The 12,619-nt window shown below is 65.4% G+C and carries 13 protein-coding genes; 10 read left to right on the plus strand and 3 right to left on the minus strand.

From position 1 onward, the window contains the following. The first annotated feature begins 109 nt into the window (after positions 1 to 109). The 3 genes from K2Y42_RS16875 (at position 110) to K2Y42_RS16885 (ending at position 2,371) form a co-directional block, all read left to right on the plus strand. Positions 110 to 616: a DUF697 domain-containing protein gene (locus K2Y42_RS16875; RefSeq protein ID WP_291154590.1), complete on the plus strand. Its 507-nt coding sequence runs from the start codon at positions 110 to 112 to the stop codon at positions 614 to 616. 221 nt (positions 617 to 837) lie between these two features. Next, positions 838 to 1,050, plus strand: a complete 213-nt coding sequence (locus K2Y42_RS16880; RefSeq protein ID WP_291154592.1) for a hypothetical protein — start codon at positions 838 to 840, stop codon at positions 1,048 to 1,050. Then, entirely contained in the window at positions 1,043 to 2,371 is a 1,329-nt protein-coding gene (locus K2Y42_RS16885) for a prohibitin family protein (RefSeq protein ID WP_291154594.1), read from the plus strand. Before K2Y42_RS16880 ends, K2Y42_RS16885 begins: the two co-directional genes overlap by 8 nt. Here the strand turns inward: K2Y42_RS16885 and K2Y42_RS16890 are convergent. Further along, positions 2,368 to 3,321 carry an alpha/beta fold hydrolase gene (locus K2Y42_RS16890; RefSeq protein WP_366512416.1) on the minus strand — a complete coding sequence of 318 codons (954 nt, stop codon included), beginning with the start codon at positions 3,319 to 3,321 and terminating at the stop codon, positions 2,368 to 2,370. The genes K2Y42_RS16885 and K2Y42_RS16890 overlap by 4 nt on opposite strands. On the opposite strand from K2Y42_RS16890, the gene K2Y42_RS16895 reads away from it, so the two are divergent. Next, entirely contained in the window at positions 3,226 to 4,008 is a 783-nt protein-coding gene (locus K2Y42_RS16895; protein WP_291154597.1) for a 4'-phosphopantetheinyl transferase superfamily protein, read from the plus strand. The genes K2Y42_RS16890 and K2Y42_RS16895 overlap by 96 nt on opposite strands. A gap of 1 nt (position 4,009) precedes the next feature. On the opposite strand, the gene K2Y42_RS16900 is transcribed toward K2Y42_RS16895, so the two are convergent. Further along, complete coding sequence (locus K2Y42_RS16900) at positions 4,010 to 4,831, minus strand: metallophosphoesterase (RefSeq protein ID WP_291154599.1); 822 nt, start codon at positions 4,829 to 4,831, stop codon at positions 4,010 to 4,012. A gap of 191 nt (positions 4,832 to 5,022) precedes the next feature. Here K2Y42_RS16900 and K2Y42_RS16905 point away from each other — a divergent pair, with 191 nt between their 5' ends. From K2Y42_RS16905 to K2Y42_RS16930, 6 genes are read left to right on the plus strand one after another with little or no spacing between them, the layout of a single operon-like run. Beyond that, positions 5,023 to 5,838 (plus strand): FkbM family methyltransferase, encoded by an 816-nt coding sequence (locus K2Y42_RS16905; RefSeq protein WP_291154601.1) that lies wholly within the window; start codon positions 5,023 to 5,025, stop codon positions 5,836 to 5,838. Beyond that, positions 5,835 to 7,124, plus strand: a complete 1,290-nt coding sequence (locus K2Y42_RS16910) for a cytochrome P450 (protein WP_291154603.1) — start codon at positions 5,835 to 5,837, stop codon at positions 7,122 to 7,124. Before K2Y42_RS16905 ends, K2Y42_RS16910 begins: the two co-directional genes overlap by 4 nt. Beyond that, positions 7,124 to 8,377 (plus strand): hydroxymethylglutaryl-CoA synthase, encoded by a 1,254-nt coding sequence (locus K2Y42_RS16915; protein WP_291154605.1) that lies wholly within the window; start codon positions 7,124 to 7,126, stop codon positions 8,375 to 8,377. Before K2Y42_RS16910 ends, K2Y42_RS16915 begins: the two co-directional genes overlap by 1 nt. A 28-nt stretch (positions 8,378 to 8,405) precedes the next feature. Further along, on the plus strand, positions 8,406 to 8,651 hold the full coding sequence (locus K2Y42_RS16920) for an acyl carrier protein (RefSeq protein ID WP_291154607.1): 246 nt from the start codon (positions 8,406 to 8,408) through the stop codon (positions 8,649 to 8,651). Further along, the gene (locus K2Y42_RS16925; protein WP_291154609.1) at positions 8,632 to 9,849 is read left to right on the plus strand and encodes a beta-ketoacyl synthase N-terminal-like domain-containing protein; all 1,218 of its coding nucleotides are present in this window, start codon (positions 8,632 to 8,634) and stop codon (positions 9,847 to 9,849) included. Before K2Y42_RS16920 ends, K2Y42_RS16925 begins: the two co-directional genes overlap by 20 nt. A gap of 8 nt (positions 9,850 to 9,857) precedes the next feature. After that, entirely contained in the window at positions 9,858 to 10,619 is a 762-nt protein-coding gene (locus K2Y42_RS16930) for an enoyl-CoA hydratase/isomerase (RefSeq protein WP_291154610.1), read from the plus strand. Here the strand turns inward: K2Y42_RS16930 and asnB are convergent. Next, complete coding sequence (gene asnB / locus K2Y42_RS16935) at positions 10,583 to 12,580, minus strand: asparagine synthase (glutamine-hydrolyzing) (protein ID WP_291154612.1); 1,998 nt, start codon at positions 12,578 to 12,580, stop codon at positions 10,583 to 10,585. The genes K2Y42_RS16930 and asnB overlap by 37 nt on opposite strands. Between the last annotated feature and the right edge of the window lie 39 nt (positions 12,581 to 12,619).

Here is a 12,619-nt window from a genome sequence, read left to right on the forward strand (position 1 = left end):
CCGGCGTAGACAGGAAATTTTCAGTATGAGATGTTTTTTCTAGCGATTCGAGAGGCGGGGCTCTCGATGGCGTCGCCGCTGGCGTTCCCTTGAGCAATCTCAAAGCTACTTGGAGGTCCGCATGTCGGAGCGCATCGAAAAGGCGAACGCCTTGATCCGCCGCTATTCCTACTGGTCCGCCGGGTTCGGGCTCATCCCGGTGCCGGTGGTCGATCTCGCCGCCATCACCGGAACGCAGATCAAGATGGTGCACGCGCTCTCGGGTCTCTATGACCGCGAATTCTCCGAGGATCGCGTCCGCGCCGCCATCGGCGCGCTGGCGGGCGCCGCGGTGCCGATCGCAGTCGGGGCCAGCACGGTTTCGGCGCTGAAAACGGTTCCCGTGCTGGGCCAGATCGCCGGTACGCTCGCGCTGCCGGCGCTCGCCATGGCCGCGACCGTGGCCGTCGGCCGCGTGTTCGTGCACCACTTCGAGGCTGGCGGGACGCTACTGGATTTCGATCCCGCAAAGATGAAGGCTTACTTCGAAGCCGAGTTCCAGAAGGCGAAAGACGGAACCAGCGCCGATGCGCCGGCCAACGCTTCCGCTGGTGAGACGACGCAGACGGCTGCCTGAGCCGTCGTTTCCAAGCCGTCGTAGTCATGCCGATGTGCACGCGCGGCGCGACCAACCTCGAACGGTCGATGCTGGCACGCACACGCGTCCCTCCGTAGATTTCAGCTTTGTGCCAGCGGCTTATCCTCGGCTTTGTGCCGGGCGGCGCTGGTGGCCCGCTGCCGAATCAGAAACCTTCGGCGCTGTGGAGCGCGCAGCAAGCGCCAGCCACGGGGGGTGGTATGGTCGTCGGTTTCTACATCCTGTTCGCGATCCTGGTGGGCCTGTTTGCGATTGGACGCAGCGGAGGCTTCTTCCTCTATTTCATGCTGTCCATCGTGTTGACGCCCATCGTGGCGCTGATCATCCTGATCATGGCCACGCCGGTCGTGGTCGATACGCGCGGCGCGCCGGTGAAGAAATCCTGGCGGAAACGCCCGCTCTCCCATGTCTGATGTCCTCGTTTCCCAACCGCTTCACGAAGCGGCGCTGTCGTCCGGGCGCAAATGGTTTCTGCGCAACCGGCGCGGGCTGATGCTTGCGCTGCTGGTGGCGATGTTCATCATCACAGCGCTTGCGCCGAGAATATTCATCACCATTCCGTCGGGGCATGGCGGCATTCTCTGGCTGCGGTTCTTCGGCGGCACGCAGGATCAGAGCTCGGCGCTCGGCGAGGGGCTGCATGTCATTCCGCCGTGGGATCACATCTTCATCTACGACATGCGCATTCAGGAGCACGATCAAGCCTACGAGGTGATCGCGCGCGAAGGCCTGCAGGTGACGGTGCGCAGCTCGTTCCGCTGGCAGCTCAACCCCGCCACGCTGCCGCGGCTGCACAAGTTGATCGGACCGAACTACGTCGACGTTTTGCTGGTGCCGGAAGTCGGGTCGGTTTTGCGAGAGCGGATTTCTCAGTATGAAATCGAGGAGCTGTTCTCGTCGCGCAGGACGCAGATCCAGGGTGAAATTCTGCGGGCCGTCGCCCGGGAAATGCCCGGCGAGGCCGTCAACAGAATTGGCATCAACGGCGAAGATCACGGCGGCGAAGACTTCGTGTTCATGACTGACATCCTGCTCAAGGATGTGACGCTGCCGTTCCGGCTGCGCAGCGCCATTGAGCGGAAGCTCGAACAGGCGCAGATTTCGCAGGAGTACGGTTTCCGCATCCAGCGGGAGCGGCTCGAAAGCGAACGCAAGCAGATCGAGGCGCAGGGCATCCAGGCCTTCCAGCAGACGGTTCAGGCCGGAATTTCGGAAGCCTATCTGAAATGGCGCGGTATCGAAGCTACGCTGCAGCTTGCGACCTCGCCGAATTCCAAGGTCGTCATCGTGGGCGGCGGTTCGCAAGGGTTGCCGTTGATCCTCAACACCGGCGACACCCCGCAGATACCGGCCCCTCCGCCTGCGGCCGCAGCCTCGTCGCATCCGGCGAAGGTGCAGAAGGCCGACGCGGAGAACGCGGGGCGGATCGCAGGCTCTATCGACATGTCTCCGCCGCAGTCCAATTCGCCCTTCGAAACCCTGGCGCACCCGCGTGGCACGGCCGAGGACGCTGCCATCGAGGCAGAGGCAATGGCTGCTGAAAACGCAGCGAATGCGGCGGTCAAGACGAGCGCGACAACGCCCGGCGCCACGTCGAGCGAGGAGCCCGGTGCCGATGCGCCGCCGTATATTCTCCGCTCGTTCGCTGATGCGTTCGGCTATCGCCTGAAGCCGATCGCTCCACCCGCATCCGCCTCGGCCGAGATCGTGGGTCCCGGCGAGCAGCCGCGCTAATTTGCTGTGAGTGCGCCGTCAGGCGACGTGACGATGGCCGAGAGGTCGGCGGCGAGCGCTGCAACCAGTGCGTCGCGCGCGTCCTGCAGATAGAAGTGGCCGCCGTCGAACAGCCGCGGGGCTCGGGGCTGGCGCGTGAGGGACTGCCAGCCTGCGATGTGACCAGGCGCCATCTGCGCATCGTCCCGGCCGCCATAGATGAAAAACGGCTCGGCAAGCGGCGGTTCATCCCGGTACGCGTAGGTTTCGATTGCCTCGATGTCAGCACGCATGACGGGCAGGAGCATGCGCATCATGTCGGGCTGTTCGAGGATGATCTGCGGAATGCCGTTATAGCGCGCGCAAATCGCCGCCACGAAGTCGTCGTCGGAGAGGACATGGATCGGCGTGTCGTGGTCGACGATGTGGGGCGCGCGCCGGCCGGACAGCACCAACGCCCGCGGCGGAGGGGCGCCGAGACGACGGAGGTTGCGGGCCGTTTCGAACGCGATGAGAGCGCCCATGCTGTGGCCGAAAAACGCGTACGGACGGTCCGCCAGCGGCAACATGGCCTGGGTGAGACCGTCGGCGATGGCGGCGATGCGCGTCATCGGTGGCTCGGCCCGGCGTCCTTCGCGGCCGGGAAGCTGGATGGCGCGGAGCTCGATCCAATCGGGCATCACGGCGCGCCATGGGAAATAGAGGGATGCGCCCCGGCCGGCGTGCGGCACGCAATACAGGGTGAGCCGGGCGGATGGCCGCTGTTGGACGACAAACCAAGGAGAGGCCATCTGCTTTCCGTGTTTTTTATAGCGAGGCGGGGGCAACGCGCTCACGTCGTTTGCGGTCCCCGTTCGGCATAGTAGACTTGGGGCGTGACCGTACCAAACCTTCTTGACCCCATCCCGCCCATTTCCACAACGGCCGTCCGCGTGCGGTGGCTGGTGCTCGAATCCGTTGCAGCAGAGCATTGGGCGGCGTTCGCGGCCCTTCTCGACGACGCGGAGCGCGCGCGGGCCGCGCGTTTCCACTTCGAGCGGGATCGCCAGGCGTATGTCGCGGCACATGCTCTGGCGCGCACGTTGCTCTCGGTCGAAGCGCCTCGCCCGACCAGCGACTGGCGCTTTGTCGAGGGTGTGCAAGGCAAACCCGAGATCGTGCGGGAGCCGGGGATGCCGCCGCTGCGGTTCAACCTCTCCCACACCCATGGGCTCGTCGCGGTGGCGATGACCCACGCGCACGATCTCGGCATCGACGTCGAATCCATCGATGCCGGACGCGCCGGTCTCGACTTCGCCGAGCGGGTGTTTGCGCCGGCCGAGATCGCGGCGTTGCGCGCGGTTCCGCCCGAGGCGTTCGCCGAGACGTTCTATGCGATCTGGACGCTCAAGGAGGCCTGTATCAAGGCGCTGGGCGGTGGGCTTTCCGTGCCGCTCGATGCATTCGCGGTGTCGTGGGACCCGCTCTCGGTTCAGTTCTCCGATACGCTGGGCGAGGATGGCGCGCACTGGCGTCTTTTCCGGGCGACGCCGACGCCCGCCCATGCGCTGGCGCTCGCCCTGCGTCATCCAGAGCCCGCGGCTGTTACACTCGATGCGACCGGCATCAGGCCACAGGACATTCTGGCCCTGGCCGCGCAGGCTGGTGCGAACCTCTGATCTAGGTGGCGTCCGACGCGGGCCAGATGGGCCGGAGGTAAGCGGCCATGCCGCGCTGAGGGTCCCACTGCTGGGGATATCCGAACGACACCTCTTCGAAGCGCGTGCCGTCGCGCCAGTCGGTGCGGCGCACGTGAAGATGCCCGCTTACGGCTACGCGCACGTTGAAGCGCGTGTGCCAGTCTTCGGTCAGCACCGTGCCGCACCAGGGTGAGAAACGCGGCACGCGCGGGATGTACACGAGGTCGCGCCGTAACGGATAGTGATTGGCGATGATCTTCGGAACGTCGGGGCCAAGCTCGATGAGGCGACGTTCCGTTTCCCGGCACCTCTGGTGGCACCAGTCGGAAATGGATGCGAACGGAGCAGGGTCGAGCAGCATCTCGTCGCCGCAGACCGAGCGCTCCTCGCGCGCCCAGGCGACGACGGAGGCGAGCGGGATCTCCGGCGGACGGAAGCTGTAGTCATAGAGCAGCAGCGTCGGCACGATGACGAATGGCTCGCCGTCGCCCGGCCAGACCAGGTACGGGTCCTCGGGTGTGACAACGCCCACGTCGCGGGCGATCGCGACCATCGCCTCGTACTTGAGCAGTCCCCTGCCGGCAGGGCCGGGGACTGTCCACAAGTCATGATTGCCGGGCGCCCAGATCACCTTTGCGAAGCGCTCGCTGAGCAGCACAAGCCCCTCGCAAAACCGTTCGAGGCTTTCGGCCACGTCGCCGGCAACGATGAGCCAGTCGTCTGGGAATGCAGGCATTTCCAGGAGCGCCTGCATGTTCGGGGAGCTGCTGAGATGCAGGTCGCTGATCGCCAGCAGTTTCAAGCGGGGCTACCCCAATGAATTGAGCGCGTCTTGCGTCGGAAGACCCGATGGCCCCGGGATACGACAGGGTCGCTGTCTTCCGTATGCAATGGAATCGACGTAACCAAGAAAGCGCTTGGCGTCAAAGCGCTATGCGGTTGCGCTTGCAAAGTCGCTCCGATTGGCCGTCTGCAACGAAATGGTGATGCCATATGGTCCTCTCGACAGCGACCTTGCCGGATGGCCGCAGCGTGCATTGCGTCAACGCCTATGAAGTCGACTTTTCGTGGCACGAAATCTTCGCGGATGATCTGACGGCGCACGGACTCTCCCTGCCGCAGGACGGTGTCTATGTCGACGTCGGAGCCAATATTGGGCTCTTCGCGCTCTATCTCAATGACCTGTGTCCGAATGCCCGGCTGGTTGCTTACGAGCCGATGCCGGCCTCCTTTGCCGCCCTCGAACGCAACATCGAGAAAATGGGCGGGCGGGCGCATGCTTTCCAGATGGCTTTGGGCGCGGCTGCGGGCGAGCTGGAGTTCGACTATTATCCAGGCATCAGCGCGCTTTCGACCGCGAATTCCGCGGCAGGCGATGTGCTGTCCGGCGGCCTCAAGAACCTGCTGTTCAGTAATGGCGCGAGCGCGGACGTGCGCGCAATCCTTGACCGTAGCGGGGCGAGCGAACGGATGGGCGACGAAGAGTTCATCGCCCAGCTTTTCCGCGTGGAGCGGGTGCGCGCGGCCGTGGACACGCTCTCGAACCAGGCCGATCTGCACGGGCTCGGCCCGATCGACCTCGTGAAGATCGACACGGAAGGGGCCGAGAAGGATGTGCTGGCCGGCATCTCTGATGGGCTCTGGCCGCGGATCCGGCAAATGCTGGTGGAGGTTCATCTCGGCCGCGACGAGACCGACGCGATTGCCGCCGATCTCGGTGCGCGCGGATACAAGACGTCGATTGGAAATCACCCGCTCGCTGAGGGCGGTGCACCGGTGTTCCACGTTTATGCCGCGCGGAGCGCATGACGATGGTCTGCCAGGCGGAGCGCACGGCGGACGTCGGCCAATCCCCGGCTGTGCGTGACCTGCCCGCCATCGACTGGTGGACGATGCTGGCCGATCCGGTATTTCTCGAAAGTCCCTATCCGGAACTGGCCAGGCTGCGGGCGCTCGCGCCGGTTCATCATGATCCCGTCTCGGGCGTGTATTTCATTCTTGGGCACCGCGAGTTTGCGCGCGTCTCGAAGTCGTCCGCGATGGGGCGCGATACGCGGCTTTGGACGGGCGGCTGGTCGTCGCCGGAGTATGCGGCGGAAGACCCGGTCGGCTTCCGGCTCTACAGCCAGTTCCAACCGCAGATGATCAACAGCGATCCGCCGGACCACGGGCGCATGCGCGGCGTCTACGAGCCGGCGTTTCATCCGCAGGCCGTGGCGGCGCTGGAGCCCATGATCCGGGCCGAGGCGGACCGGCTGATCGCGGCGATGCCGGACAGCGGCGTCATCGAGATGATCGACGCCTTCGCCGGGCCTCTTCCGCTTCGGGTGCTGCGCAATCTGTTCGACATGCCGGAAGCGATGGACGACGACATCGCGCGGTGGAGTGCGGCGCTCATCAAGATCGGCGACATCATGATGACGCCGGAGCAGAAGCACGACGCGCTGGATGCGCTCGATACCTTCAAGGCGGTGCTGCGCCGCCATCTCGCGGAACGGCGCGGGTGTCCGCATTCGGGGCTCATTGGCCGCGTGCTTGTGGCTGAGGAGACGCGCGTTCTCGACGAAGAGGAGACGCTGACCAATCTCGTGTCCATGCTCGTAGCCGGACACGAGACGACGGTGACGCTGATCGGAAACGGGCTGCTTCTGCTGCTGCAGAACCCGCGCGAGATGGCGCGGCTGCGTGCCGATCGCGGGCTGATGCGCACGGCGATCGAGGAGTTTCTTCGGGTCGAGCCGGGCGGCAACATGATCCTGCGCATCGCGCGCGAGGACATGGAGATCGGCGGCTGGCGCATCCCGGCGGGCGCGCCGGTGGTCGGGCTGATCGGCGCGGTCAATCGCGATCCGTTGCGTTTCAGGAATCCGGACGTGCTCGACATCGGACGCACGGCGAATGCGCATGCGACCTTCGGCGGCGGCATCCATTTCTGCGTCGGCGCACCGCTGGCGCGGCTCGAGACGCAGATCGCGTTCGACGCGCTCCTCGACAGGTTTTCGCATATGTCTGTTGCGGGGCGGGCCGAATGGCGGCTTGACCGCATCAACGCGCGCGGCCTCGGGAGCCTGCCGGTGCAGGTTGGGGCGGCGTGATGTCTTCCGTCGGGATCGAAGCGCTGGGCGTCTACGGCGGGGCGGCTTACGTCGATGTGCAGGAGCTGTGCGCGCATCGCGGGCTCGATATCCAACGCTTCGAAAACCTGATGATGCGCGAAAAGTCGGTGGCGCTTCCCTGCGAAGATCCGGTGAGCTTTGCGGTCAATGCTGCGCGCCCGCTGGTGGACCGGCTTTCCGAGAGCGAGCGCGATCGGATCGAGATGATCGTGACGTGTACGGAATCGGGCATCGATTTCGGAAAGTCGCTCAGTACCTACGTGCACGCGCACCTGGGGCTTCAGAAAGCGTGCCGCTTGTTCGAGGTGAAGCAGGCCTGCTACTCGGGTACGGCGGGGCTGCAGATGGCGGTCAATTTCATCCTGTCGGGCACGGCGCCCGGTGCGAAGGCGCTGGTGATCGCGACGGACATTTCGCGCTTTGCGCTTGCCGACAAAGGCGCCATTGAGGAGTGGGCCTATTCGGAGCCGAGCTCGGGCGCGGGTGCGGTCGCGATGCTGGTCAGCGATGCGCCGCATCTGTTCCGCATCGACGTGGGCGCGCATGGCAATCATGCGTTCGAGGTCATGGACACCTGCCGTCCCGGCCCGGATACGGAAGCGGGAGATGCCGATCTCTCGCTCATGGCCTATCTCGAATGCTGCGAGCATGCCTTCCGCGACTATGCGCGCCGCGTGGAGGGCGCGGACTTTCGCGACACGTTCCACTACCTCGCGTTTCATACGCCATTCGGTGGCATGGTGAAGGGCGCGCACCGTCATCTCATGCGGCGTCTCTGCAAGGCCGCCTCAAGCGACATCGAAGCCGATTTCACGCGCCGAATGGCGGCAAGCCTCGTCTATGGGCAGCGCGTTGGAAACACGGCCGGCGCGTCGGTGTTTCTTGCGCTCGCAGGCATCATCGACACGGCGGACATCGGCGGGCCGCAGCGCGTCGGCCTCTTCTCGTACGGCTCTGGGTGCTGCTCGGAGTTCTTTTCCGGCGTGGTGCCAGTGGATGCGCCGGGGCGGCTCAAGGATGCCGGGATTGCGGCGGGGCTCGACCGGCGCTACCGGCTCTCGATGGGAGAGTACGACGCGATCCTCGGCAGCACGGAGACGGTCCGCTTCGGGACGCGCGATACACAGCTCTTGCCGGAAACGATGCCGGGCATCGGCAACGGCGTAGGCGGAACGCCGCGGTTGGTTCTCGAGGCGATCGCGGGCTATCATCGCAAGTATCGCTGGATCTAGGGGGATGGCCACTTTGGGAGCTTGCGCGATGGAGCCGGATACCGTTTTCGCGACGTTGCTGGCCCAGATCCGGGATGTGGTTCCGGAGCTCGGCGCTCACGCGTTCGCGCGCTCGGATTCGATGGCCGATCTTGGCGTGAACTCCATCGAGCGCAGTGAAGTGCTGCTGCTGACGCTCGATGCGCTGGGCCTCAAGGTGTCGCCGATTGCGTTTCATGGCGCGCGAAATATCGGTGAATTGTCCGATCTGATCCATGCCAAGCTCGCCGCTTGATCGCACGGCTCCGGCCGTCACCGGCATCGGCATTGCGACCGGGTTCGGCTACGGCAAGGACTGCTTCGTCGAAGGGCTGTTCGGCGGGCGCAATCTGTTTGCGCCTCTTTTGCGGTCCGGTCGTCAGCCCGCCCCCGGAGAGAAGCGCTTCATCGGCATCGAGGTGCCCGAGCCGCCCGAGGTGTTGACGCGCCGGATCGCGCGCACGGCGGGGCTTTCGGCGCGTGTGTCGGTCGCGGTGGTTGCGGACGCCTGGGCCGAGGCGGGGCTCGATGAGGTCGATCCCACACGTATCGGGCTCGTGCTTGGCGGATCGAACCTTCAGAGCCGCGAGCTGATGCTGGCGCAGAAGGACGCAGAGACGCGGGGACGGATCGTTTCGCCGCATATGGGGTACGCATTTTTCGATACGGACATCGCGGGGCTGTGCGCGGAGCGGTTCGGCATTCGGGGCCGCACACTGTCCATCGGGGGGGCATCGGCCAGCGGCGCGGCGGCCGTCATCCAGGCGGCGGAGCTGGTTGCGTCCGGTCACGTCGATGCCTGCATTGCCGTCGGCGCGCTACAGGATCTCAGCGCCTTCGAGTTCGAGGCGTTGTCGCTGATGGGCGCGCTCAGTCCAGGGGATCGCTGCCGTCCGTTCGATCGCGCACACGACGGGTTCATGTTCGGAGAGAGCGCGGCGGCACTCGTGATCCGGCGCGGCGATGCGGTGCTTCCGGGAGACGCCTATGGATGCCTCACGGGATGGTCGCACATTTCGGACGGGCGGCGCGGGCCCGAGCCCTCGTTGGAGGGCGAGTTGCGCGCGATCCAGTCGGCGCTCCAGGCGGCGGGCCTTCAGCCGGGCGAGATCGACTACATCAATGCACACGGAACTGGGACGCCGCTTGGCGACGATACGGAAGCGGCGGCCTGTTGCGCGGCGGGGCTGACGCATGCGCCGGTCAACGCCACCAAGTCGATCATCGGGCACGGTCTTGCGTCGGCGGGCGCGGTCGAGGTGGCGGCGGCGCTGCTTCAGATGCGCGTCGGGCGTCTTCATCCGACGCATGGACTTGAAAATCCAATCGACGCGGGGCTGCGCTGGGTGCAGCGTGATCCGTTGGACGCAACCGTACGCAATGCTCTCAGTCTGTCGTTCGGGTTCGGCGGCGTGAATACGGCCATCGTGTTGTCCGCCCCGGAGACGGCATAGGATCGGTCATGGGCTACGAAACACTCGATGTGCGCTTCAAGGATGGCCTCTGCCGCGTGCGGCTGGATCGCGCCTCTGCAGGCAATGCGCTCAACGCGCGCATGGTGGACGAGCTTACGGAGGTGCTCGCGCGCTGCCAGAGTGAGCCTGACGATCGGCCCGTCACGATGGTGGTGCTGGAAGGGGCAGCGGATGTTTTCTGCACCGGTGGCGACTTCGAGGCGACGGCGGCGGGTGCGGGGCTCGATCCCGCACAGCTCTACGATCTCTGGACGCGGCTGGCCGCGGGGCCGTTTATTTCCATCGCTCTGGTGCGAGGGCGCGCCAATGCGGGAGGCGTGGGCCTCGCGTGCTCCTGCGATCTCGTGCTGTGCGATCGGTCGGCGACGTTTGCGCTCTCGGAGTTGCTGTTTGAGCTGTTTCCGGCGTGCGTCATGCCGTTCCTCGTCCGGCGCATCGGCTTGCAGAAAGCGCACTATCTGGCGCTGATGACGCGCCCGCTCGGGGCCGCAGATGCGTTGGCGTGCGGGCTTGCCGATGCGGTGGGCGACGACGCGGAGGCGCTTCTCGCGAGCCACCTTCCGCGCCTCGGCCGTCTCACCCGGCCGGCGATTGCGCGCTACAAGTCGTTCATGGGCGATCTGGCGGAGATCGTCGAACGCGCCAGGCCGATGGCGTTGGCGGCCAATCGTGAGATGTTCGAAGATCCGGCCGTGAGGCGCAACATCAGCCGCTATGTGACAGAGATGAAGCTGCCCTGGGAGGCGTGACCGGCTCGTGCGCCGGCCCGGTAGTCGGCAAAGGTCATGCGCGCGGGGGCAGCAGGTGTCAGCCGTTCACCCGAGACGAACTGGCGATGCAGCAGCGCCAGAGACATCAGGAACATGAACGTCTGATTTTCCTTGGTGCTGATCTCGGCGGCCGGGCGTGACAGGATCTTGGCCACCAGCGCGCGCGCAAACCGCACGTCGAGGTACGGCAGCTTGGCCAGCTCCTGGTCCGAGCACACCGCATCGAGCATGTCGGGGCGGATGGCCGCGAACGCGGCGCTGTCGGGCGCGCGATAGGGGAACTTTCGCTTGGCGCTGATCGCGGGCGGAAGGCTGTCTGCAAAGGCCTTGCGAAGAAGCCGCTTTTCCTCGAAGCCGTCATCGAAGCGGAGGTTGACCGATCCGGCGAGATCGACGACCGCCTTGTCGAGAAACGGGCAGCGATTTTCCACGCCGTGGGCAAGGGCCATGCGGTCCCCCTGCGTCGAGAGCAAGTAGCCCGGAAGCAGCGTCTGGAACTCCAGCCATTGCGCCTTTTGCACCGCGGTCATCGCGCCGAAACCCGGATCGTGAGCGGCGTGTCCGGTGATGGCGGCGAAAGCGTCCCCCGGCTCGCGCAGTAGGCGCGTCGAGAAACGGCCGTTCTGGAAGCGCAGCTCGTGCGAGAACAGCCCCGGCATGCGCTCGCGCGAGAACTGGTGATAGAGGCTCGTCACGGCGGCGAGATCCTGCGGGCCGTAGTGATCGAGGTGCGGATAGAGCGAGGCGATGCGTTGGAGGCGCGTGGCGCCGTCCATGCCGTCCCAGGCCGCGCGAAGCTGCGTTTCCTTGAAGAGGTCGTAGCCGAGGAAAGCTTCGTCCGCGCCTTCGCCGGAAAGCACGACCTTGATGCCGGCTTCGCGCGTGCGCTTCGAGAGCAGATACATTGGCACGAAGGCGCTGCGGAATGTCGGCACTTCAGCGTGATAGAGCGCGGCCTCGAAGTTCGCCACGATGTCGGAATGGCCGATGGTGAGCGTCGTGTGATCGGTCTTGAGGAACCCCGAGATCTCGCGCTGGGCGTCCGATTCATCGAGGTCGGCACTTTCGAACGCGAGTGAGAACGTCCGGACGGGGCGCTCGGTCTCGCTGCTCGTCAGGAGCGCGATGACGGACGAGTCGAGGCCGCCGCTCAGGTAGACGCCAACTTCGACGTCGCTGCGCAACCTCAGGCGTACGCTGTCGATCAGCGTGGCGCGGATCCGGGCGATGGCGTCGGCTTCGGTGGCAATGGCCGGGCCGCGATCGAAGGTCAGGTGCTCATAGCAGCGGCGCGTCAGCGTTCCGTCGCGGATTTCGAGCCATTCCGCGAGGCCGAGGCTTTCGATGCCGGTGAAGCCGGTTTGGTGGGGAAGCGGCGTCCATTGACCCAGGATCGACGCGATCTGTCCGGCGTTCTGCTCGAAATGAAATCCCGGATAAGCCACGAAGGCCTTCATCTCCGAGGCGAACAGAACATCGTCTTTATGCCGCGTAAAATAGAGAGGGCGTTTGCCGAAGCGGTCCCGAGCCAGCACGAGCGATTGCAAGTCCCTGTCATAGATCGCGAATGCGAAGCCGCCGTTCAGCTTGGGCAGGCATTCGGGGCCCCAGGCGATCCAGGCTTCGAGCAGCACCTCGGTGTCGGAGCGTGTGCGGAAGACGCGGCCGTGCGCTTCGAGTTCGTCGCGGAGCTCGCGATAGTTATAGATTTCGCCATTGTAGGTGAGCCAGTAGCGGCCGCTCGCGTCCGACATCGGCTGGGCGCCGGCCGCCGGATCGATGATGGCAAGCCGCGCAGTGCCGAGCGCGCAGATGTCGTCGGCAAATCCTCCTGCGGCGTCCGGACCGCGGTGGCCGATGCGGCCGAGCATGGATGCCAGAATACCGTCGAACTTCGTGCTGTCCGCGTCGCGTGCCAGGAAGCCGACGATACCGCACATGGAGGAGAGGTCCTTCGTGGCCGGCCGTATTGCGACGTA

This window comes from Hyphomicrobium sp., from assembly GCF_019744875.1.
GTDB lineage: Bacteria > Pseudomonadota > Alphaproteobacteria > Rhizobiales > Hyphomicrobiaceae > Hyphomicrobium_C.